Here is a 21,815-nt window from a genome sequence, read left to right on the forward strand (position 1 = left end):
TTTTCAGAATACTTCACTTCTTCCCTATTTCGAATAAAAAAAAACGTCAAAAAAAGCACGGGGAAGATCTTTTCTTCCCCGTGCCGCTTATTTGTAGCTTAAAGTTTGGATCAGTTTGAAATCATTCAACCCGTAGCTAGTGATTTCACTATTCGCGATTGTGTACAAGCTGTCATCAACATAAAGAAGTCGTTGGACGCTCGTTTCCCAATCTTCATATTGCATCGTAGAATCTTTTATCAAATCGGCCGCTTTTTCAATTCCTTCTGGTGTGATGGTAAAGAGCATGGCTCCCGAACCTTGGTATCGAATAGAGTCGTTTTCGCCTTCTGTATACGCTGCAACCGGGAAGCCGTAAAGATTCGATGCTGTATGGGTAAATAAGGCTTTATGGTCGTATTGCAAGGGCGAATACGTTCCCGGACCGCCAATGATTTCCGTATCTTTTTCCAACGGATTGCTGAAGTCGCTGACGTCGAATAAAGAAATCTTCATGCCGCCGGTTACAACTCTCGGCTCTTCGCCTTTGACCGGTTCGAGTTTTGTGTCATAGCCGAAGCCAATTAAATGATTTTCATCCAAGGGGTGAAGATAGTTTGAAAATCCAGGAATTTTCAATTCTCCTAGCACTTTAGGTGAAGACGGGGCTGATACATCAATGACGAATAAAGGATCCGTTTCTTTAAATGTGACCATATACGCTTTATCTCCCATGAAACGGGCCGAGTAGATTCGTTCCCCTTGTGCCAAATCCTCTACAGATCCAATTTGCTTCATGCCTCCGTCCAATACGAATAAGTGATTTTTAGAAGGTGCTGCCTCATCCCAGGCAAATCCTTCCGTCGTGACCACCCGGAAATAGCCATTGTACTCATCCATTGAAAATTGATTCAGCAACGTTCCTGCAACTTCATTGGAAGCAACAAATTCCACGCTTTCTCCTTCTAGATGAAATTTGAAGATTTCCGTATTGGCTGATTGCGGCTGCCATACGGACATATCCGGGCCATCGTCTTGTTCTGCTTCATCGATCGGCATATAAACGGAAGCCGTAATATAGAGATTTTCGGCATTCATGTACATCTGTTCACTTCCGCCCAAATAGCCTTCGGTTGAAATAGAGTTTTCGGTTGGGTCCGTTAAATCAATCGCGGTTATGAGACTATAATTGCCTTCCATCGTCCCTGGAAGGATGGATAAATTTTCATAAGGCAATGGCTGCAATTCCTCACCATTATTGGAATCGTAATGGTGAGGACGCAATTCCGGATTTTTCTGCTCTTCCATGATCCAATAATCCGGATAGACATTCGTTACAAAATACAGCATCGCTCCTGTCAACCGCGCGCCGTTCAGGTTGCCTTCAGTTCCGAATTCACGGATCAACTGCGGAGATGCGGGATTTTCAATATCATACAGATAGACAGAAGTCAGGCCGATATGTGGCTGATAATCATTGATTTTGCCTTCGGTCGGCAAAACGGAATACTGACTCCCCAATACGACAAGCGTGTTTTCGGACAAAAACAATTGCTGGGGATACATATCCTTCTTAAACAGGAGTTTGGCTGCTACGCTCATTTCTGCCGGATTTCTGACATCCGATATTACTACTGATGAATCGCTGATTGAATAAACGAAAGAACCGTCCGTTTTCACAAGATCTGCCTCATCTACCCCTTCTACTTGATTGTTCGTAGATGAAAAATCCCCGCTCTCGCCGCCGGCAGCATCTGACGAGCTGGATTCTTCGGTAGCCATGGAGTCAGTTGCACCGCTAGTAGTACTTCCATCACTTTGTTGCTGCAATTCAAGCAACCGGGCAAAATACGCTTTCAATTCATCTTCATTTGAAAGGTTCTTCAATTCTTCCTGCACGACAAAAGAAATTTCTGACAGAGCCAAACTCTTCAATAAGCTTCCTCTAACCGCAGTTTTTTTGATATGGAGCTTGTATTCTCCTGTTGCCAGCAAAGGAATTTCAATCGTCTTGCCATTTTTAAGAAGCGTCATTTCTGCATCGACCGGCTCTCCACTCGAATCCGTCAAGTACAAATCGCCTTTTTCAATCGCATCCGGATTCAGCGGCGAAGAAAAATTCGCCTTCCATCCTTGGTCAGCCAAAGCAATCGAAGAGGCACTGACTGTCACTTTATCCATCATAAAAGCGACAGCCAATCCAATAATCGCAACTGCCGCTGCTGCGATTAACCACGCACTCCTTTTCTTCATCTTAACCCCGCCCTTTCATCCGCCTTTATCCATTAGACAGAAGTTCGGTAAAAAAGTTACAAAATTCTTTATTTAATTTCGAGAGCCTTTCGGAATGTCTCCATAAACACTTGCGGGGATTCTGCGGATTTACCGCCGCCTTGCACAAATCCCGCGTTTCCTCCGCCTTTCCCATCCGTCAACGCCAATAACTCAGGTAAAATTTCTTTCATATTGCCTTCCGCATTCTCTCCTTTTGCACCGACAAAACGGACATCTTCTCCGTCTATAGAAATGAATAAGAGATAGGCGTCTGGATTTTGTGCACTAACCAGACGGGCCAGTTGCTGAATTTCTTTGATGGGACGTCCATGAAAAATTTGTTCGATAACTGTTCCGGTTTCAGAAGCCAAGCTTTCGGCTTCTTTTTCAAGGAGCTGTTGCTGCAGCTCCTTCATCTTTTTCTCGTTTGCCGCTTTTTCTTTTAATAATTCTGAGGCTGCCTTTCCTAATTCCGCAACCGGTGCATTCATCTGTTTGACCAATTCGTCCGTTGTAGCGGCCAATAGCCGGAAATAATCCATTGCCCGATAGCCGCATAAAAAGTAAACTCTTGTTCCGCCTTTTGCTTTCTCATTGCTAATAATTTTAATCAGCCCGATATCCGCTGTGTTTTTCGGATGGGTTCCTCCACATGCATTTAAATCCACTCCATCGATAGACACTAATCGGATATCGCCCTCCACAGCGGGCGGTTTCCGCAAGTTCATTCCTTGGGACTGCTCTTGTGTCACCCACTCGGTTTCAATTGGCAGATGCCGGCGAATCACATCATTCGCTTTCTTTTCAACTGCCTCAAGAGTCGCGGCATTAATGGAAGGCGTATTCAAATCAATGGACACCCGCTCTTCCCCAAGATGAAAACTGGTTGTTTTCATCTGATGGAAATCATCAAAAATCGCACTCAGTACATGTTGCCCAGCATGCTGCTGCATATGGTCAAATCTTCTTTTCCAATCAATTTCAGCTTCGTACTGGCCGGGTGGAACTGGGGACTCGGTGTAATGGAGAATTTCTCCGTCTACGGTTTGGACATCCGTTACTTGAACTTCTCCGATTCTGCCTGTGTCTGCAGACTGGCCGCCGCCTTCAGGATAAAAGCAGGTCTGGTCCAGAACTGCATAAAAGCCAACACTGTTTTGGCCATTCCTATTCACTCTTACAATTGCCTTTTTCATTTCCGGGTCCTGATAATATAGTTTTTCAGTCATTTGAATTCCTTCTTTCCATTGAGTTGAATACAGTGGCTTGAGTTTATGATTTCCTGGTTAGTGGAAAACATTCTATAAAGACAGTATGTAATCATTGCGGCAATCCGCTTTTCCATTAAAGGATGTTACCTAGTAATCAGCTGATAACTTCCATTCTGTCATCACTATATCAGGAAGCCAATTAGGAGGAAACGAAATGCCGAGATTTAAACGTTCGGTTTTATTGTATAACGGGGCGGCTGGAGCGTCCACGAACCAGGAAATTTTGCCGTTGGTCATCGGCCCACTCGCTAAAGCATCCAAGAATCTGACCTTAGTCCAAACTGAAACAAAAGAAGATTTTGAAGAAGCCTGCATCAGGCATGCGGATTCTGCCGATGTGCTTTTCGTCGCAGGCGGCGACGGCACTGTACATTCTGCTGTCCAGGCCCTCTGCTATTTCGAAAATGCGCCGATTTTGGGAATTTTGCCTGGAGGGACATGCAATGACTTTGCGCGCACATTGGATATTCCACTTGCACTTGATGAAGCTGCGCAAGCTTTAGCTGATGGGGAAATTAAGAACGTGGATATCGCTTTAGCCAACAATCATTCGTTTTTGAATTTTGCGGGCATCGGCTTGATCACTGACGCTTCATCGAATATTGATCCAAATTTAAAAGAACGCTATGGAAAACTTAGCTATTTCATGAGTGCCTTGCAAATGATGAGACAAGCTGAAAGTTTTGTAGTCAATTTGGAAATTGACGGTATCCACTACAGCGAAAATGCAGTTCTCGTTTTAGTCATGAATGGTAAATCCATCGGCACCCATGCGTTTCCTTTAGCCGAGATCGATCCAACAGATGGACTGCTCGATATCTTTGTCATTCAAACATCCTCCATTGCAGCAATTCGTGAATGGTTCTCGCTTTCTCAACCCGATATTACTGCAGATGAACTGGAGCATATCACCCATTTCAAAGGGAAAGATATTGTTCTCAAAACAGAGACGGATATGGATGTGGATACAGACGGGGAGATTTATCTCAAAACTCCTTTAGAAATAAAGATTCAGCCTCAAAATATAAAAATGCTTGTCCCCAAAGTGCAGGAACAAGCATTTTAAGAAAAACCGGCCATTCGAGTGGCCGGTTTTTTCAATCTTCAAATGGCCAAGCTGGCAGCATCTGATTCAGTTTTCGGTCTTCGCGCTTTCCGAGCACGTAATCCGCTTGCATTAAGGTATGGATTTCACGCGTTCCTTCATAAATTACCGGAGCTTTTGAATTTCGCAGGAACCGAGCAACCGGGTATTCATCCGAATAGCCGTATGCGCCATGGATCTGCACAGCATCATCAGCTGCCTGATTGGCAAAATCACAAGCCTGCCACTTAGCGAGTGAAGTCTCTCGCGTATTCCGGATTCCTTTGTTCTTCATTTCACCCGCTCTGTAGACGAGTAAGCGGCTCATCTGAAAACCAGCTTCCATTTTAGCAATCATTTGCTGGACCAATTGATGTTCACCAATCGGCTTGCCGAATGTCGAACGCGACTGGCAATACTTCACGCTTTCTTCAATGCATGCCATCAATAAGCCGCAAGCTCCTGCCGCGACGGTAAAGCGGCCATTATCCAATGAAGCCATGGCAATTTTAAAACCTTCCCCTTCTTCGCCAAGGCGGTTGCCGACAGGAATTCGCACATCTTCAAAGAAAAGTTCCCCTGTATTGCCCGAGCGTATACCGTATTTTCCCTTGATCGCTTTTGATGAAAACCCTTCTCTTGAACGCTCGACGATAAAAGCGCTGATTCCTTTATGCTTCAATGATTTATCGGTATATGCGAAAACGATAAAATGATCGGCCACATCACATAAAGAAATCCAGGTTTTTTGGCCATTTAAGACATATTCATCGCCTTCGCGTTTAGCAGTAGTCGAAAGCGCTGAAACGTCCGACCCCGCTCCCGGCTCAGTCAAACCGAATGCCCCAATCTTTTCACCTTTTGCCTGTGGAACCAAAAACTGCTCTTTTTGTTCTTCAGTCCCCCATTGGAGAAGGGACATGGAATTCAAGCCGGTGTGGACAGAAACTGCAGTACGGAAAGCAGTATCTCCCCGTTCAAGCTCTTCACAAACGATCGCCAGCGAATTATAATCCATTCCGCTGCCGCCGTATTTTTCCGGGATGCATACGCCCATCAGCCCAAGATTTGCAAGCCGCTTCCAAATTGCCGGATCGAATGCGCCGCCTGTATCCCATTCAGCGATATGGGGTAAAATTTCATCATCAACAAACTTTCGGACGGTTTGCCGCAATAACACTTGTTCGGATGAAAAATCGAAATCCACAAAAGCCATCTCCTTCCATACGTCAGCTTTGATAAGCTGAACGATGAACCGTTTCTTTGATTTCCACACCGCGCTTTGCCATTTCCTCGATGTATTCAGCCCCCGGAACAATAAGTTCTGGCGGATAAGAACCTTTTCTGTCGATAATCCCCTCTCCGATCATCTGGGCAACTGCTGAAATCGTATAGGCAGTAGCGCGAGCCATTGCTGTCACGCCTGTTTCTTGATCTCTTACCGTAATCATTGTGTATTCAAACGTCAATGTTTCCTCATTTTTCAACCCGGAAACCAGAACCCGTAGAAGCACGGCATCCTGTTTATCGCCAAGCTCTGTAATCGGCGTGAGGACTTCCCTTAATACATCTCTCAACTTGATTTGGTTTCCGGCAATGGTAACGGTTTTATCACGATCCGTAAATCCTAAATCGACGAGGAGTTTGAATTTTTCTGCATGCCCTTTATAGCGAAGCGTCTTGTATTCCAATGTTTCTACGTCTTCAAAAGTTTCGGTCAATGTCGAAGTTCCGCCAGAAGTATGGAATGCTTCGAGTTCGCCAAAACCTTCAAATTCGATATGTTCGATTTCAGATAATGAATCCACTTCCAGCAGTTCGCCACTGCGAATGACGTGAGAAGGATCGGTATAATGGTCAAATACGCCATCCAGTGAAAAAACATGATTGTATTCAAGCGGCGGTTCCGGATCTACCGGTATTCCACCTACATACAACTTGATGTCTTGAACTTGGTCAAGTTTGCTTGCCCCGTATCCACTCAGGATATTAATCATTCCGGGAGCTACCCCTAAATCCGGAATCAGTGTCACACCTTTTTTCTCCGCTTCTTCGTGCATACTTAGCACTGCGTCTGTTGCGCCGCCAATATGTCCGCCTAAATCGACTGAATGCACACCACATTCGATTGCCAAGCGCGCGACTTTTTCATTAAACGTATAAAACAGCGCATTGATGACGACATCCGCTTTCGAAATGACAGCTTTCAGAGCCTCATCATCATTAGCATCAAGATAAATAGCTTCGAGTTTCGCGCTGCCTAAATGTTCAACGAACAAATCAGCCTGCGCTACATTCAAATCAGCTAAATACACTTTTTCCACTTTTTCATTGGCAATCAAATCTCCTGCTGCTTGTTTCCCCATCAACCCTGCACCCAATACTGCGATTTTCATCGTCATTCCCCTTTCCGGATTCAGATATCATTATCAATTTGTGCACGCTGCAATTTCCCGCTGTAGTCGACATAGATGCTCTTCCATTCCGTAAACACGTCTAGAGCTGCGACCCCCGAATCGCGGTGGCCATTGCCTGTTCCTTTCGTGCCTCCGAACGGCAAGTGGATTTCAGCGCCGGTTGTCCCTGCGTTAATGTAGACGATGCCCGTATCCAGGTCACGCTGCGCTTTAAAGACCCGATTGACATCTGCCGTATAAATGGAACTGGACAGCCCGTAAATAACGCCGTTATTCACTTCGATCGCTTCATCGAATCCATCAACTTCAATTATGGAAACGACCGGTCCGAAAATTTCTTCTTGGGCGATGCGCATTTCAGGCGTCACGTCTGTAAACAATGTCGGTGCGTAATAGTTCCCTTTATCGTAAGTCCCGCCTTTTAGCGTTTCTCCTCCGACAAGCAGCGTTGCACCTTCCTGTTGCCCGATTTCTACATAAGAATGGATTTTCTCCAACGCTTTTTGATTGATCACCGGCCCTACTTTTACGGATTCATCTATTCCATCACCAATCGTCAATGTTTCCATTTTTTCCAAAAGACGTTTTTGCAGTTCTTCTTTTGCATCTTTATGGACAATCACCCTGCTGCAGGCCGTGCATCGCTGGCCAGCAGTTCCGAAAGCACTCCACAATATCCCTTCAACTGCCAGATCAAGGTCTGCATCTTCCATAACAATCACGGCGTTCTTTCCACCCATTTCTAGAGACACTTTCTTCAGATGGCGTCCGCCCATTTCTGCTACTTGCCGCCCTGTATCCGTAGACCCGGTAAATGAAATAACCCGAATATCCGGATGTTCGATCATTGCCGTACCAACCTCGGAACCTGCGCCAAAGACAATATTGGCAACCCCTTCCGGAAGTCCGACTTCCTCAAAAATCTTCGCCATTTCATAAGCCATCATTGGTGTTTCAGTAGCGGGCTTCCATAAGAACGTATTTCCTCCGACGATGGCAGGAAAAGATTTCCATGTGGCAATGGCTACAGGGAAATTCCAAGGAGTAATGAGACCCACAACGCCAATTGGGGCACGAACACTCATCGCGAATTTATCGGCTAGCTCTGATGGCGTGGTTTCACCAAACATCCGCCGGCCCTCACCTGCCATATAATAGGCCATATCAATTCCTTCTTGCACTTCTCCGCGTCCTTCTTCGATTACCTTGCCCATCTCTTTGGTGAGCACTTGCGCCAGATGTTCTTTTCTTTCTTTCATCAAACGGCCAATTTCGTATAAATAATCTGCTCTTTTAGGAGCAGGAACCTTAGCCCATGTTTTTTGCGCCAGCTTTGCCGCTTTAGCCGCTTCATCTACTTCGGCTTTTGTGGACATCTGAACCTGCGCTAACTCCTCACCTGTCGCTGGATTTAATACAGGCGTAAATTTCGCATTTTGTGGATCTTGCCATTTTCCATTGATAAAGTTAACCAATTTCATATTCATATCCCCTCCGCTGCAAATATATGTAACCGCTTTCATTATCATTATTTCATAAGGTACAGGAGAATCCTACCCCTTTCCAGCTAAAATTCAAAATTTTCTTTTATTTTGCTGTTATGTGAATAGCCCTGCTTTTCATAAGCGTTTGGACATTTTGATGTGAACAAATAGCCATTTCTATGAAATTGCTCGAAATCTATTGACACTAACGGTGCGTCATAGTCTAATCTAGAAGAAGAGGTGATCATATGTACAAAGTACAGGAAGTGGCAAAAATTGCTGGTGTCAGTGTTCGCACACTTCACCATTACGACAGCATTGGATTGTTGAAACCATCGAATATTGGTTCTAATCGTTACCGCTATTATAATGATGCAGATTTGCGTTTGCTCCAGCATATTTTATTTTTCAAAGAAATTGGATTCTCATTAAAAAAAATCCAGGAAATCGTTGCTGAAGGGTTCGACACTACTTACGCATTGACCACACATATTGATTTGTTGAGAAAGAAAAAAGAGCGGATTGAAAGCTTGATCAGCAGCGCTGAGCAAACTTTGCTTGAGAATGCAGGAGCCGAACCTTTGGCTAATGCAGATCGCTTTGCAGCTTTTTCCATCAAAAAAACAGACGATGACATCAAAAAATATAAACTGGCTGCAACTGAACTTGATGCGAAGCCAATTGCCGATTCTACTGTAACGGACGATGAAATAATTGAAGTTAGCGCTGAAGAGCTTACGCCTTTTGTAAACTCGCCAGTAGAACTTGAAGAGTTTATTGAAGAAACAAATTCCATTGAAGAACCTCAACCCGAAAAGGAAGAAGAAGATTTGGAAGAAATCAACCGGGAAGGAAATCGTATCTATCAATCAGTTGCAAGTTTGATGCACCTTTCTCCGGAAGCGGCGGAAGTACAGAAAGAAATGCATGCTTATTTCACTTTGCTGAACCGCTTCTATGATTGCACGCCTAAAATGTTCCGTGGCCTTGCCGACCTTTATGCAGCTGATAGCCGTTTCGCTAATAATATTGATCAGCATGGACAAGGATTGGCAAACTATTTGAAAGAAGCGATGTACGTTTACGCTTCCATTTTGCAAGATGCGTGAGTTAATCGGGCCATGCAGCAGCTGTGGCAAAGACATCTATTGCCGGGACGGATTTCTTGATGGGGTTTATGTTGACGGTGAACTGATTTGCTTTGACTGTGCGGAAGAACAAGAACAATAAAACAGAAAAAAACGCTGCCGGATTTCGGCAGCGTTTTTCTTATTTTCCTGATATTAACAGCCCGATTCGAATCTAAGCGGCTGTTTCCGCTTTTCTTTTATACTTCAGCTGTTTCTTTAATCGCATCTAACCGCTCTTGCACTTCAGCACCGGTTAACCCGTGCTCAAACGCATAACGGTTGCGTGGATGCTCGCGGCATTCGTCTGAGCAAGAACGCATATATTTGTGTTCGTTTTCTTCAGAAGCCAAAATTTTCTTGTTGCATTCCGGGTTTGCACAGTTTACATAGCGTTCACATGGTTCGCCAGTAAAGTGGTCTTTCCCTACAACAACATGCTCAACTTGGTTGATCGGCACGGCAATACGCTCATCAAAGACGTACATTTGTCCATCCCAAAGCTGTCCTTTTACTTCTGGATCTTTTCCGTAAGTTGCGATGCCGCCGTGCAATTGAGCCACGTCTTCAAAGCCTTCTCTTTTCAGCCAGCCAGAGAATTTTTCACAGCGGATTCCGCCTGTGCAGTAAGTCAAAATTTTCTTGCCTTCAAACATCTCTTTGTTTTCACGGACCCATTCCGGCAAATCACGGAAGTTTTCAACATCCGGACGCACAGCGCCGCGGAAGTGGCCTAAATCATATTCGTAATCGTTGCGTGCATCTAGCACGATTGTATCCTGGTCCTGCATGCGTTTATAGAATTCTGCAGGCTCTAAATAAGTTCCCGTCAATTCATGTGGATTGATGTCTTCTTCCAATCCTAAGTGGACGATTTCCTTTTTAGGGCGTACATGCATTTTTTTGAATGCATGGCCATCAGCTGCATCTATTTTGAAAACGATATCTGAAAAGCGCGAGTCGCTCTTCAGCATTTCCATGTATGCTTCTGTTTGTTCGATTGTACCTGAACATGTACCGTTGATTCCTTCCTCGGAAACAAGGATGCGTCCTTTTAATCCAAGTTCCTTGCACGCTACCAAATGTTCAGCTGCGAACGTTTCCGGATCTTCAATCGGCGTATATAGATAGTAAAGTAAAACATTGTGTGTATGATTTTGCATGAATCATACCCCCTATTCTTCAATTTGTCCCTTTAGCCATTTTAGGCTTTAAAAACCTAGATTATTTTACATCATAAGCCGGTAAATTTCAACTTTTACAAGATTTTGCGAATGCCCTGATAATGAAAAAACAGCTGCCCCTCGGCAGCTGTCCTTCTTGTTATTTAGCAAACTCTATTTTTGACAGAACGCCCTTCCAAGCAAGAACGGATCGCTTCGGCATTCAATGCCATCATTGCCAAACGTGTTTGAATGGCCGCACTTCCGATATGGGGAAGGACGGTCACATTCGGCAAAGTCAGAAGCGGATGGTCTAATGGCACCGGTTCCTTTTCGAAAACGTCCAGACCCGCTCCCCAAATTTTTTCAGACTTCAATGCCTCGTACAGGGCTTGCTCATCCACAATGCCGCCGCGTGCTACGTTGATCAGGCATGCCGTATCTTTCATGAGTGAAAGTTCGCGTTCGCTGATCATTCCTTTTGTCTCTTCTGTAAGCGGCGTCAGAATGACGACGAAATCCGAGTTTTGCAGAAGATCATCGAGTTCAGCATATTTTACATCTTCCAAGCTTCTTCTTGTTCTATTGTGATAAAGGACATTCATGCCAAACCCTTGACCGCGCCTAGCCACCGCTTCTCCGATCCGCCCCATGCCGATAATCCCGAGAGTGGCACCGCCGACTTGCTGCCCTGCCATGCCCATAGGCGACCACGATTTCCAATCCCCAGAGCGGACTGATTTTTCCGCTTCAATAATGCGGCGCGCTGTCGCCAGCAGCAATGCAAATGTTAAGTCAGCCGTCGCTTCTGTTAGAACTTCAGGTGTATTCGTGACCATTACTCCGTGTTTCCGCGCAGCATCCAAATCGATATTATTATAGCCGACTGCTAAATTAGCAACGACTTTCAAGTTTGGTGCGGCTTCAAAAACTTCCTCATCAATCTGATTGGACAACATTGCCCATAGCGCATGCGCCTCTTTTACCTGATTTATGATCTCTTCTTTAGGAGCGGAAGTTTGATCGTCGTGCCACATTCGGACCTCATAAGAGTTCTGTAATTCTGCCACTGCCTCATCCGGCAATTTTTGTGTAATATAAATGATCGGTTTCATACAATACCTCCATTTTTTCTATTATCAAACAATTATAGCAACTAAAAAAACTGCCGGCAAACGCCAACAGTTTTCCCAATATCTTCAATCCATTTCACGAGTTCTTATTTTTTTGAAATAATACCAAACTACTGCAATCGCGAAAAGAGCAATTGCAGCGTACACCACATTTGAATAGATATCCAATTGTTTTAAAATCGCTTCCCGGTTATCGCCAACCGCTTCTCCGACGAATACGAGTACAGTATTCCAAAGCAAAGTTCCAAGTGTGGTAAAGGTAAGGAACAGCCATAACTTCATATTGGACATTCCAGCAGGAATGGAAATCAGACTGCGCACGAGCGGAATCAGACGTCCGAAAAAGATGGTCCAAATTCCATATTTATCAAACCAGTGATCTGCCCGGTGGATATCTGATTTTTTCACTCTTAGCCAACTGCCGTATTTTTCGACGACTCTTTCTAAACGCTCCACATCTACCAGCAGTCCTACTCCGTATAAGATGACAGCTCCTACTACCGATCCTGCTGTGGAAGCGAGAATAACACCCAACATCGTCATATCGGTCGTAGTTGTCATAAATCCGCCTACTGTCAATATCACTTCAGAAGGAATGGGAGGAAAAACGTTTTCCAGCATGATCAGCAGGAATATCCCGATATATCCATAATCCGACATGATGCCTGTAATCCATTGCTCCATTATTTTGCCCCTTTTATTTTATTTCTTTAAAGTTCATCTTGATCGACCATAACTCCGATCGGCTGCCGGTACGGATTGGCGGACCCCAAAATCCAAAGCCTGAGGAGACCAAAAAATGAGTGCTGCCTATTTTCCGGTAGCCGTAATCCAATTCGAAAACTTTTCGGGTTATCAAATGGTTTGGCCACATCTGCCCTTTATGAGTATGCCCGGAAATATGAAAATCTACACCCACTGGAATCGGCGTTTTTAAATCGGAAGGCGTATGGTCCATGACGATCCAAGGCAATTTCTGACCCGGTTTTAATAATTCCAGCGCGCGGCGCTTGCCATTCGTCCGATCTTCCCGTCCCGTAATATAAAAACGATCCGCCACTAAAATGGTTTCATCCCGCAGAATTTTCACGCCTGAACTTTCCATCAACCGCTCAAGCAATGGGATTTTCTTTCCATAATATTCATGATTTCCAAGAACGCCATAGACACCGAGTTTAGATTTCAATTTATCCATTTCCTCTTTCATTCCGTAGCGGGCATACCAAATTGGATCATCATCGACCAAATCGCCAGCCAAGAGCACCAAATCCGGATTTAACCGGTTGGCTCTATCTACAAACCGTTTTAGATGCCGCTTTCCGGATAAGACCCCTAAATGGAAATCAGAACCCACGACAATCTGCAGGGGCTCCTGCTCCGGCCCTTCCACTTCAATTTCCAATTCCCGGAGAACCGGACTGTAAGCGAGATAAGAACCGATGGCAAATATAGCAGCAAACAAAATCGCTACTGAGGTACCCAGGATGAAAACTTCATTATCCATATTGATCAATAAGCCGATAATATTGGCCAACGGAATAAGCAGAATCGCGTATTGCAAAAATGCAAACCAGTAAGATCCGATGATGGTAAATGCCAGCCATCTATGTCCGAGCCTGCCGATGAAAAAGCTGAATGCGATGAGCAGCCAAAGGACAGAAAATAGCCCGATATTCATCCAGGGGGCGATGGTTTCCACCCATAGGTATACATTCCAGCCTAAGTAGATCACTAACAGCAAATAGATGCCGAGCGCTCCTATAATAGAACTTGCTATTTTCATACAAAGTTCCTCTCTTCTTTTTATATAGAAGCTATTATAGCATCTTCCCCTTTATTCAGCCTTGCTGAGAAGCAGCTAAGCCTCAAGACTTAGTCAAAGATGCAGTCAGGGACCGTGTTGCGAAATTCAGACCCTTGGTATGATTAGGGTACAAATTGAGAGGAGGAGTTAAATTGAATAAGTTTTGGATGATTACACTCGGCGCTATCGCCGGCATTATCGTACTTTCCAATCTCGGCGCTATTGTGGGATTGGCTATCTCCGGATTGATTCTTTACATGGGCGTGCATTATTACTTGAAAAGCACGTCAACAGCAGCAAAAGTTTGGTGGGGCTTTGTCGGAGCAATCGGCGTTTTGTCTGCCATCTCGAATGTACCGGCATTGATCGGCGTTGCCGCAGCATATGGTCTATGGATGATTTACCGCAAATGGAATGAACAACCCGTAACCGTTGCTAAAACAAATGATCCGTTTACAAATTTCGAAAAACAATGGAATAAGCTTTCAAAATAAGGAGGAATAGAAATGACATCAATATGGGAACGTTTTAAATTTGCAGTCGCAACTGACATGGATGCATTAGTATCAAAAAAAGAGGAAAAAAACCCACTAGCTGTGTTAAACCGCTACATCTTAGAAGCAGAAAAACAGACAACCGATACCGGGAAATGGGTGGAACGCCAAGCCCAATTAAATGTTAAACTGGACAAGGAATTGGAAGAAGCAACAACAATGCTGCAAAAACGCCAATCTCAGCTTGAATTGGCCCAAGCTTCCGGAGAAAATGATTTATCCGTTTTCGCCGAAATGGAAGTGGCAGCTTACTCAAACCGGGTGTCGGAATTGAAGCGCAGCATCTCAGAGAACTTGGAAGAATTGACGGTTCTTGAACAGCGCTACGAAGAAATGAAACATAAAGTGAAAGACATGAAAGTCAAACAGCTCCAATTGATGGGGAAAGAAAATGCAACACGCGCCCATCATCAAATGGATAAAGTGCTAAATCCGGAACTCGCTGCAGAGCGTCTGGGCTCCTATGACGATATGGCTTCCTACATTAAAAACCTGGGAGCCAAAGTGGAACAAGACCATGAACGTTCTGCCATGGAGCGCCGCTTAGAGTTATTAGAAAAAAACAGCGCACAACAAAAGGAAATTGGTTAAACTAAAGTGAGAAGAAGATTACTTCTTCTCATTTTTCTGCTACAAAGAAGGGGGCAAAAACTGCGATGCGCAATTTAACTACTAACAAACAAGCGTTTTTCATCTTAAGCGCTTTATTTCTCATATTCGTGGAAGCTGCATTTTTCCAAAATGGCAGCGTGTTTTTGGTTCTTCTTGGTATCGGACTGCTCTATTATGGAATGAAAAAAACCACGAAATCCAGAAAATCGTATATCTGGACTGGCTTTATCTTAATCGGCATCTCTGTTTTGTCCATGTGGAGTTTACGCCTTCTCGTTTTCGGCGTAGCCATCTACTTATTGGTCAAGCTTTGGAAAGGTGAAGAATGGGAGCAAACCGTTCCGATTCAAGGGATGGTCGATAAAGGGCTCATCCAAAACAAATTCTTTTCGGCTCAAAGCACCCCGATTGAATCTTACGAATGGAAAGACATCCATGTTCAAGGGTTTGTCGGTGATTTGCTGATTGATGCCACGCAAACCGTCTTGCCTAAAAAGACTTCTGTCATTTCTGTGCGGCAAGGATTCGGAAAAGTGAAAGTCATTCTTCCCTACGAAGTTCCCGTCCGTATTTTCTATACGACATTGCTCGGGGAAGCACGCTTTTTCACCGGAAGCAAGCAGCGTATCTGGAACGGCACTGTACACGCGGAAGACGGTTTTTCAGAAGATGATAATCGCACAGAAATGATCGTCACCATCACCACCTGGATGGGAGATGTCGAGGTGATCCGCCGATGAAAAAACTTGTGCCGCGCAGTTTATTTTTCACCGCATTATTTGCAGCGATTATCTTCAGCATTTTGATCGTCTTGCTTGGTCTTCCTTCTGTTCAAACCTGGTCAGTGCTATGGGAAGATTTTGTAGCCGGCCTTCCATTTGGCATTTGGCTTTTGGTCCTGATTTTGGCTTTATCCGGCGGCATTGCCTGGTGGACAGAATCGTTGTCTCGTTCCAAAGTCCAAGAAGTCGAGGATATCTTCCAAGCTCTCTTGAGAAATGAAGACCAAACGGTCATTGAAGCGGCCCATATGAAGACGCTTCCTGCAAATCTATCAAATTCCATTTTGAAACTGCAAAAATTGCTGGAGTCGCAGCGAAGAAGTTTGACGCGGATTTCGAATGAACGGGCTGAAACCCAAGACAAGCTGATCCAAGAACGGCTCGTTATGGAGCGGCAGCGCCTTGCCCGGGAATTGCATGACTCGGTATCACAGCAATTGTTCGCCGCATCCATGCTCTTGTCATCGATGACTCAACAGGACAATGCTTCGCCCGGCTTATTGCAGACCGAAAAAATGGTCCAACAGGCTCAGCTTGAAATGCGTGCTTTGCTCCTCCATTTGCGGCCGGCTGCCCTGCACGATAAAAGCTTGCGGCGAGGCTTATATGAACTCGTATCTGAACTCAAAGAGAAAGTCTATTTTAAAATTGAACATAAGCTCGAAGAAGTTCCTTTGCAAAAAGGCGCGGAAGACCATTTGTTTCGTATCGCCCAAGAAACTTTATCCAATACACTGCGCCACTCCAAAGCGACCGAAGTCCATATCTTATTTATTGAACGTGATGATTTTGCCATTTTACGCATACAGGATAACGGTGTCGGTTTTGAAAGCGAGCAGTCGAAGTCCACTTCTTACGGATTAAAGCATATTGAAGAGCGGGCGATTGAAATTGGGGCCATCAGCAAAATTGTATCCGTACCTTCTGAAGGAACCATTGTGGAAGTGAAAGTCCCTATCGAAAGGAAGATTTCCAATGATCCGAATCTTATTAGTTGATGACCATGAAATGGTGCGCATCGGCGTCTCTGCCTACCTTCAATCCCAAGCGGATATGGAAGTTGCTGGAGAAGCTGCCAACGGCGAGGAAGCCGTCAAAATGGCCTTGGAACTCCGGCCTGATGTTATCTTAATGGATATGGTTATGCCGGTCATGAATGGCGCCGAAGCGACGGAAGCCATCATCCGTGAATGGCCCGAAGCGAAAATCATGATCGTGACCAGTTTCCTCGATGATGACAAAGTTTATCCGGCTTTGAAAGCGGGAGCTGTCAGCTATGTATTAAAAACATCGAAAGCTTCACGCATTGCCGATTCCATCCGCGAAACGATGAACGGAACTTCTGTGCTTGAACCGGAAGTCATGAGCAAGATGATGAAGCAAATGCGCCATGACCGGTTATTGCATGAAGAACTGACAGACCGCGAGATGGAAATTTTGCTACTTCTGGCAAACGGCTACACAAATCAAGAAATAGCCGATCAGCTATTCATCGCTTTAAAGACTGTCAAAACCCATGTCAGCAACCTCCTCGCAAAACTGGAGGTCCATGACCGGACCCAAGCAGTGATTTACGCTTTTCAACATAAGCTGGTCTCACCACCGAAATAAGAAACGCCGCCTGAATCCCAGGCGGCGTTTTTCCTTACAGGCTATTAATCGACACAATCACTTTGAACAAATCTCCATCCACTTCAATTTTCATTTCCCCTCCGTGCAAGTCTACAATGGATTGGGCAATCGCTAAGCCAAGCCCCGACCCTTCCGTCTGCCGCGAGGTATCTCCGCGTTTAAAGCGTTCAAATAATTCATCTGTATTTTCTCCCAGCTCATAACGCGTAACATTTTTAATAGTAAATTCCGCTTGGCCATCCCGGTCCTGCAAGTTGATATAGACACGGGTTCCAGGCATCGCATATTTAATGGCGTTCAGGATTAAATTATCGAGTACCCGCCACCATTTTTGTCCGTCTGCTTGCACGTAAATTGGGTTCTCCGGAGAAGTGACGCGGAAATCCAGTCCTGATGCTTCGATATCTTCTGCATGCTCTGCCAGCGCTTGGAGAAGCAACTGATTCAAATCGAGGCGTGTACGGTTAAGTTCCATATTGCCGCTCGCCATTTTCGAAACTTCAAACAAATCTTCAATCAAGGTTTTCAAACGCTGGGATTTCCGGTCCAGGATATTGGCGTAGGAAAGCCGCTCTTCTTCCGATAAATTCGGTGTTTTCATCAAATCCGTGTAGGTAATGATCGAAGTCAGCGGCGTACGGAGATCATGGCTGACGTTCGTGATTAATTCGGTTTTCAGCCTTTCGCTCTTCGCTTGTTCAGACATCGATAGCCTGACGCCTTCTTTCAGGCGAGTGAGCTGTCGGGCATGGTCGGCTAAAGGCGAACGGCCTCTGACGGGAATATTTTGATTTAAACGGCCGTCTGCCATTTCAGCCGTATCCCGCATCAAAATATTCAAATACCCAAAGCGGTTCATCGTAAACAAGAGAACGGGTATGCCGATGAAAAGCGTCGTTGGGATCCAGATAATGATGACTTCCCGAACAAAGACCATTGCCATCGTTCCCATTCCCCATGTGAAAACAACGAACAATAAAATCAGCATCTGTATGCCAATGGATTTCTTCAAAAATGCTTGGCTCGCCGTTTTAAAACTATTGAAAAGTGAACTGTTTTTAATATCATGCTCTAAATGCTGCCAATCTTTATAGAAATTCAACATCCAGATAACTTGAATAATAGCTAAAGCGATAAAGGCTATAGCCAGGATAAATTGCCATACCAAACTGCTGCCGTAGCGGAGCATATTATCAGACCAGGAATACTGCAGCGTATTTATAAATTTCCCGCTGCCATACGGCAAAGCCAGAAACACGGTCAGAACCAATAGGAAAAGGCGTGCTTCTAACGGCAAGTTGCTCCATTTTCCGTTTAGCGGCAGATCTGTAAACCAGACTCTGTTGAAAGGCAACTTGGTCAATAGCAGTACAATTCCACCCATAGCCAGTCCGGCCAATACATACAACATATACTTCGTGAAAATGAAATGATCAAACAGGCTGCCATTAAAAGACTCGCTTAAAAGCTTACGGTCGATTTGTATAATCCCTTCAAAATTCGCATCTGATATAGGAAGTTCAAATTCTGTGCTCTGGACTTCACTTCCGTAAAAGTAATCGGAATCCATTGAAAGAGGATTGCCAGGCGTGTATTCTTTCTTGAAATAAGGATTGTTTGTCAATTCCCCTTTTTCAAAAGTCTTGCCTGTATCTAAATCGATTAGATTATAAACAAAGTAATCGTAGTCTTCCTTAAAGGAAAGTTTTTGCCGGTTCAATTCCTGGATGGTCTTCTCCAATCCATTTTTCCGTTCGGCAATTATTTTTTCTTTAACGATATTGTCATCTGCAAAATTGCTGCGGATCGCCTCTATTTTAGTGTCGCGTTCCTCCGTTAAAATCTTTTCTACACTGCTGTTTCCATTTGCAGTTGCTTCCTCGATATCTGTTGTATATTGATTTTGGATGCTTTGGATTTGTTCACTTAAGGTACCATAACGCGTTCGGTATTCTTCAATCTGCTCTTGTGTAACAGCTCCTACGTCTTCTGCATCCAGCGGATCCAATTCCAAAGCAATCAAGCTATTTTCAAAAAAGGAGAGATCGTTGTCAAAATCAATAGTGTCAAGATAGGATTTGCCAAAATAATCTTTTCCTAATTCTAATACACTAAAAGAAGCGACTAAAATAATTGCCAAGGTGATGAGCCATATCCACTTTTTCAATTTAAGCATCTCCTTTCGATAAGGAACGAAGAGACGCCATCAAGTCCGCTGCAGGAAAATTCAATAACAAGTCAAAGATGAAGGATAAACAATAAGCCAAACTGAATAGCGCGATGATAACTGCAGCAATCGACCAAAAATCATTTTTCAATTTTGTAGCCAACGCCCCACACCACCTTCAAGTACCTTGGATTCTTTGGATCTGTTTCAATCTTCTCCCGGATTTTCCGGATATGCACAGCGACAATATTTTCTGCATTGTATGCCGGTTCGTTCCAAACCCGCTCATAGATATCATTGATTGAAAAAACACGTCCTGCATTCGCCATCAATAATTCGGTTATTTTAAATTCAATCGGAGTCAATTTTATCGAGTCTCCGTGCAAGGTCACTTCTTTCGATTCTGAATCCAGAATCAGTCCATCAATTTCAGTCCGCTGCGCTTTGTCTTGGTAAGTCCCTAGCTTAACGTAACGTCTGAGTTGTGATTTAACCCGGGCCACCAACTCCATCGGATGGAACGGTTTTGTCACATAATCATCCGCCCCTACAGACAAGCCATGGATTTTATCCGAATCTTCGGCTTTAGCGCTCAACATAATAATCGGGATATTCCGCTGTTCCCGAATTTTAAATGTAGCTGAAATGCCGTCTAATTTAGGCATCATGATATCCAATATGATGACGTGGACTTCATGGCTTTCTAAAAGCTCGATCGCCTCCAGGCCATTAGCAGCTTTAAGGACTTGATATCCTTCATTTTTTAAATAAATTTCAATGCCGTCTCGAATGTCCTGATCATCGTCTGTGACCAATACTGTAAAAGGAGCCATCAGTTTCACCTCTTCCGTTTATAGATTTTATTATAAAAGGCAATTCTTAAGCCCAAGGAAGGAAAAATATGAAGAAATTCTTAAGAAAAGTGGAAGCGTCCGTTCAGCTCCGAAAGGCATAAGGCAGGACACGAAGGAAATCCTGATTTCCGTAGTGGACTGACTTAAGACCCGAGGAGCTGGGCGCTGGAGTCTGGACAATAGAAAAGTGGAAGCGCCCGTTCAGCTCCGACAAGCTTAAGAGAAGTTGGAAATTGCAGCTGCCGCTTTTCGCTTCCCGAAAGTTAAAATGAGAATTCCGCCTAATAGCAGTGCCACTCCTATCCAAGCTGTGCTGGATAGCACTTCCTGCACGATGAAGACGCCGAGAATAGCGGCAGTCAGCGGTTCTGCTAGAGAAAGCGTAACTGCTGACGAAGAAGGGATTTTTTTCAAGCCAGTTGAAAATAAGATATAGGAAATACTTGTTGCCCCAATTCCCAGATAGGCAATAACGCTGAGATTTACAGGGTTACCCATGTAAGATACATCCAAAAATAATAAAAATGGGAATAAGAAACACGCACTTATCGAGAAAATAATAGCGACGGCAGGAACAGCTTCCATTTTCCTTAAAGCGCTTTTACTGACCATTGCATAGCCGGCAAAAGCGGCGCCAGCTCCTAAAGCCAAAAAGACGCCTGATAGACGGATCGTAGAAGATTCACCGTTTATAAACAGCAGAATAGAGCCTATAATGGCAAAAATCGTTGCAAAAACCCACACTCGGTCCGGCCTGCGCTTTAACACAATCCATTCAATCATTCCCGAGAATACCGGTGCGCTCCCGATCGCTACTACTGTGCCGACAGCCACTCCGGTAGATTGAACTGCCGAAAAAAAGAATGGCTGAAACACGGCCATAGCTGCCGCAGATAGGAAAACTGCCTGCCAAGGAACTTCATGAAAAACGATTTTCTTAGCTGCAACAACAACTAACAATAGGGTAAAACCGCCGATTCCGAGCCTCAAAGCGCCGATTGTCAGCGGATGTGCTGCCCCTTCGATAAAACTTTGAGCCGTCCCCGTAGTTCCCCACAGCATAGCGGCCAGCAATACATACATATAGGACCGAAAATTCATCCAAAACCCTCCTGATTGCTTGCTCTTATAAGCTAGCTTACACGAATTCTAAGATTTGAGATACCACCTTTCTTCTATTATAATTAGAAGAAAAAGAGGAGATGATCATATGTATATGACAGTCCCGGAAACTGCCGCGTTTTTATCAATGCCTGAAGAACAAGTCAATCGCTATGTATTAGAAGGCCGTATTCGTGCAGTCCATGACGGTGAACAGTACTTGATCAACACCTCCCAATTCGAAACGCATTTTCAGCAATTGGAATTAGCCAAGGCAGAATTGGCTGAATGGCGGGCAACGCCTATTCCGGATGATGTGGATATTAAAGACGAGGACTAAGATTCGCCTATGAGAAAAGCATCTCAGCGCTGAAGCG

Annotated in this window: 21 protein-coding genes; 8 read left to right on the top strand and 13 right to left on the bottom strand. The window is 44.4% G+C overall.

Features of this window, described 5'->3' with window-relative positions:
• Positions 1 to 87: 87 nt before the first annotated feature.
• Positions 88 to 2,232 carry a beta-propeller domain-containing protein gene (locus AC2EXB_RS15695; protein ID WP_483602267.1) on the bottom strand — a complete coding sequence of 715 codons (2,145 nt, stop codon included), beginning with the start codon at positions 2,230 to 2,232 and terminating at the stop codon, positions 88 to 90.
• A gap of 68 nt (positions 2,233 to 2,300) precedes the next feature.
• Complete coding sequence (locus AC2EXB_RS15700) at positions 2,301 to 3,482, bottom strand: alanyl-tRNA editing protein (protein ID WP_483602268.1); 1,182 nt, start codon at positions 3,480 to 3,482, stop codon at positions 2,301 to 2,303.
• 196 nt (positions 3,483 to 3,678) lie between these two features.
• Here AC2EXB_RS15700 and AC2EXB_RS15705 point away from each other — a divergent pair, with 196 nt between their 5' ends.
• A complete protein-coding gene (locus tag AC2EXB_RS15705) occupies positions 3,679 to 4,590 on the top strand; it encodes a diacylglycerol/lipid kinase family protein (RefSeq protein WP_483602269.1) in 912 nt (303 codons plus the stop codon).
• A 31-nt stretch (positions 4,591 to 4,621) separates the two neighbouring features.
• Here the strand turns inward: AC2EXB_RS15705 and AC2EXB_RS15710 are convergent, their stop codons facing one another.
• From AC2EXB_RS15710 to AC2EXB_RS15720, 3 genes are read right to left on the bottom strand one after another with little or no spacing between them, the layout of a single operon-like run.
• Positions 4,622 to 5,815: an acyl-CoA dehydrogenase family protein gene (locus AC2EXB_RS15710; protein ID WP_483602270.1), complete on the bottom strand. Its 1,194-nt coding sequence runs from the start codon at positions 5,813 to 5,815 to the stop codon at positions 4,622 to 4,624.
• 22 nt (positions 5,816 to 5,837) lie between these two features.
• Entirely contained in the window at positions 5,838 to 7,004 is a 1,167-nt protein-coding gene (locus tag AC2EXB_RS15715) for a saccharopine dehydrogenase family protein (RefSeq protein ID WP_483602271.1), read from the bottom strand.
• A gap of 20 nt (positions 7,005 to 7,024) precedes the next feature.
• Positions 7,025 to 8,506, bottom strand: a complete 1,482-nt coding sequence (locus tag AC2EXB_RS15720) for an aldehyde dehydrogenase family protein (RefSeq protein WP_251475840.1) — start codon at positions 8,504 to 8,506, stop codon at positions 7,025 to 7,027.
• A gap of 251 nt (positions 8,507 to 8,757) precedes the next feature.
• On the opposite strand from AC2EXB_RS15720, the gene AC2EXB_RS15725 reads away from it, so the two are divergent.
• Entirely contained in the window at positions 8,758 to 9,618 is an 861-nt protein-coding gene (locus tag AC2EXB_RS15725) for a MerR family transcriptional regulator (RefSeq protein ID WP_483602272.1), read from the top strand.
• A gap of 218 nt (positions 9,619 to 9,836) precedes the next feature.
• On the opposite strand, the gene trhO is transcribed toward AC2EXB_RS15725, so the two are convergent.
• The 4 genes from trhO to AC2EXB_RS15745 form a co-directional block, all read right to left on the bottom strand.
• Positions 9,837 to 10,799 carry an oxygen-dependent tRNA uridine(34) hydroxylase TrhO gene (trhO, locus tag AC2EXB_RS15730; protein ID WP_483602273.1) on the bottom strand — a complete coding sequence of 321 codons (963 nt, stop codon included), beginning with the start codon at positions 10,797 to 10,799 and terminating at the stop codon, positions 9,837 to 9,839.
• Positions 10,800 to 10,963: 164 nt separating this feature from the next.
• Positions 10,964 to 11,914, bottom strand: a complete 951-nt coding sequence (locus AC2EXB_RS15735; protein WP_251475844.1) for a 2-hydroxyacid dehydrogenase — start codon at positions 11,912 to 11,914, stop codon at positions 10,964 to 10,966.
• Between the two features lie 84 nt (positions 11,915 to 11,998).
• Positions 11,999 to 12,616 carry a DedA family protein gene (locus AC2EXB_RS15740; protein WP_235197182.1) on the bottom strand — a complete coding sequence of 206 codons (618 nt, stop codon included), beginning with the start codon at positions 12,614 to 12,616 and terminating at the stop codon, positions 11,999 to 12,001.
• Positions 12,617 to 12,629: 13 nt separating this feature from the next.
• Positions 12,630 to 13,715, bottom strand: a complete 1,086-nt coding sequence (locus AC2EXB_RS15745) for a metallophosphoesterase (protein ID WP_483602274.1) — start codon at positions 13,713 to 13,715, stop codon at positions 12,630 to 12,632.
• 173 nt (positions 13,716 to 13,888) lie between these two features.
• On the opposite strand from AC2EXB_RS15745, the gene AC2EXB_RS15750 reads away from it, so the two are divergent.
• From AC2EXB_RS15750 to AC2EXB_RS15770, 5 genes are all read left to right on the top strand, one after another.
• On the top strand, positions 13,889 to 14,230 hold the full coding sequence (locus tag AC2EXB_RS15750; RefSeq protein ID WP_235197184.1) for a lmo0954 family membrane protein: 342 nt from the start codon (positions 13,889 to 13,891) through the stop codon (positions 14,228 to 14,230).
• A 12-nt stretch (positions 14,231 to 14,242) separates the two neighbouring features.
• The gene (locus AC2EXB_RS15755; protein ID WP_235197185.1) at positions 14,243 to 14,881 is read left to right on the top strand and encodes a PspA/IM30 family protein; all 639 of its coding nucleotides are present in this window, start codon (positions 14,243 to 14,245) and stop codon (positions 14,879 to 14,881) included.
• 65 nt (positions 14,882 to 14,946) lie between these two features.
• Positions 14,947 to 15,642: a cell wall-active antibiotics response protein LiaF gene (gene liaF, locus AC2EXB_RS15760; RefSeq protein WP_235197186.1), complete on the top strand. Its 696-nt coding sequence runs from the start codon at positions 14,947 to 14,949 to the stop codon at positions 15,640 to 15,642.
• Positions 15,639 to 16,682 carry a sensor histidine kinase gene (locus AC2EXB_RS15765; RefSeq protein ID WP_483602275.1) on the top strand — a complete coding sequence of 348 codons (1,044 nt, stop codon included), beginning with the start codon at positions 15,639 to 15,641 and terminating at the stop codon, positions 16,680 to 16,682. The genes liaF and AC2EXB_RS15765 overlap by 4 nt, the downstream gene beginning before the upstream one ends.
• Positions 16,660 to 17,295, top strand: coding sequence for a response regulator transcription factor (locus tag AC2EXB_RS15770; RefSeq protein WP_483602276.1), 636 nt, complete (start codon positions 16,660 to 16,662; stop codon positions 17,293 to 17,295). The genes AC2EXB_RS15765 and AC2EXB_RS15770 overlap by 23 nt, the downstream gene beginning before the upstream one ends.
• A gap of 34 nt (positions 17,296 to 17,329) precedes the next feature.
• On the opposite strand, the gene AC2EXB_RS15775 is transcribed toward AC2EXB_RS15770, so the two are convergent.
• From AC2EXB_RS15775 to AC2EXB_RS15790, 4 genes are all read right to left on the bottom strand, one after another.
• Complete coding sequence (locus AC2EXB_RS15775) at positions 17,330 to 19,483, bottom strand: sensor histidine kinase (protein ID WP_483602277.1); 2,154 nt, start codon at positions 19,481 to 19,483, stop codon at positions 17,330 to 17,332.
• Position 19,484: 1 nt separating this feature from the next.
• Complete coding sequence (locus AC2EXB_RS15780) at positions 19,485 to 19,646, bottom strand: hypothetical protein (protein WP_235197191.1); 162 nt, start codon at positions 19,644 to 19,646, stop codon at positions 19,485 to 19,487.
• The gene (locus AC2EXB_RS15785; RefSeq protein WP_483602278.1) at positions 19,624 to 20,316 is read right to left on the bottom strand and encodes a response regulator transcription factor; all 693 of its coding nucleotides are present in this window, start codon (positions 20,314 to 20,316) and stop codon (positions 19,624 to 19,626) included. Before AC2EXB_RS15785 ends, AC2EXB_RS15780 begins: the two co-directional genes overlap by 23 nt.
• Before the next feature lie 237 nt (positions 20,317 to 20,553).
• The gene (locus AC2EXB_RS15790; protein ID WP_483602279.1) at positions 20,554 to 21,438 is read right to left on the bottom strand and encodes an EamA family transporter; all 885 of its coding nucleotides are present in this window, start codon (positions 21,436 to 21,438) and stop codon (positions 20,554 to 20,556) included.
• A 109-nt stretch (positions 21,439 to 21,547) separates the two neighbouring features.
• Here AC2EXB_RS15790 and AC2EXB_RS15795 point away from each other — a divergent pair, with 109 nt between their 5' ends.
• On the top strand, positions 21,548 to 21,778 hold the full coding sequence (locus AC2EXB_RS15795) for a helix-turn-helix domain-containing protein (RefSeq protein ID WP_052650566.1): 231 nt from the start codon (positions 21,548 to 21,550) through the stop codon (positions 21,776 to 21,778).
• Positions 21,779 to 21,815: the final 37 nt, after the last annotated feature.

This window comes from Planococcus alkaliphilus (genome assembly GCF_057031095.1).

What these genes read in the sequence shown, in the direction of transcription:
- AC2EXB_RS15695 (WP_483602267.1), bottom strand. Translation starts at nt 2,232, where the DNA reads ATGAAGAAAAGGAGTGCGTGGTTAATCGCAGCAGCGGCAGTTGCGATT.
- AC2EXB_RS15700 (WP_483602268.1), bottom strand. Translation starts at nt 3,482, where the DNA reads ATGACTGAAAAACTATATTATCAGGACCCGGAAATGAAAAAGGCAATT.
- AC2EXB_RS15705 (WP_483602269.1), top strand. Translation starts at nt 3,679, where the DNA reads ATGCCGAGATTTAAACGTTCGGTTTTATTGTATAACGGGGCGGCTGGA.
- AC2EXB_RS15715 (WP_483602271.1), bottom strand. Translation starts at nt 7,004, where the DNA reads ATGAAAATCGCAGTATTGGGTGCAGGGTTGATGGGGAAACAAGCAGCA.
- AC2EXB_RS15720 (WP_251475840.1), bottom strand. Translation starts at nt 8,506, where the DNA reads ATGAAATTGGTTAACTTTATCAATGGAAAATGGCAAGATCCACAAAAT.
- AC2EXB_RS15725 (WP_483602272.1), top strand. Translation starts at nt 8,758, where the DNA reads ATGTACAAAGTACAGGAAGTGGCAAAAATTGCTGGTGTCAGTGTTCGC.
- trhO (WP_483602273.1), bottom strand. Translation starts at nt 10,799, where the DNA reads ATGCAAAATCATACACACAATGTTTTACTTTACTATCTATATACGCCG.
- AC2EXB_RS15735 (WP_251475844.1), bottom strand. Translation starts at nt 11,914, where the DNA reads ATGAAACCGATCATTTATATTACACAAAAATTGCCGGATGAGGCAGTG.
- AC2EXB_RS15740 (WP_235197182.1), bottom strand. Translation starts at nt 12,616, where the DNA reads ATGGAGCAATGGATTACAGGCATCATGTCGGATTATGGATATATCGGG.
- AC2EXB_RS15745 (WP_483602274.1), bottom strand. Translation starts at nt 13,715, where the DNA reads ATGAAAATAGCAAGTTCTATTATAGGAGCGCTCGGCATCTATTTGCTG.
- AC2EXB_RS15755 (WP_235197185.1), top strand. Translation starts at nt 14,243, where the DNA reads ATGACATCAATATGGGAACGTTTTAAATTTGCAGTCGCAACTGACATG.
- liaF (WP_235197186.1), top strand. Translation starts at nt 14,947, where the DNA reads ATGCGCAATTTAACTACTAACAAACAAGCGTTTTTCATCTTAAGCGCT.
- AC2EXB_RS15765 (WP_483602275.1), top strand. Translation starts at nt 15,639, where the DNA reads ATGAAAAAACTTGTGCCGCGCAGTTTATTTTTCACCGCATTATTTGCA.
- AC2EXB_RS15770 (WP_483602276.1), top strand. Translation starts at nt 16,660, where the DNA reads ATGATCCGAATCTTATTAGTTGATGACCATGAAATGGTGCGCATCGGC.
- AC2EXB_RS15785 (WP_483602278.1), bottom strand. Translation starts at nt 20,316, where the DNA reads ATGGCTCCTTTTACAGTATTGGTCACAGACGATGATCAGGACATTCGA.
- AC2EXB_RS15790 (WP_483602279.1), bottom strand. Translation starts at nt 21,438, where the DNA reads ATGAATTTTCGGTCCTATATGTATGTATTGCTGGCCGCTATGCTGTGG.
- AC2EXB_RS15795 (WP_052650566.1), top strand. Translation starts at nt 21,548, where the DNA reads ATGTATATGACAGTCCCGGAAACTGCCGCGTTTTTATCAATGCCTGAA.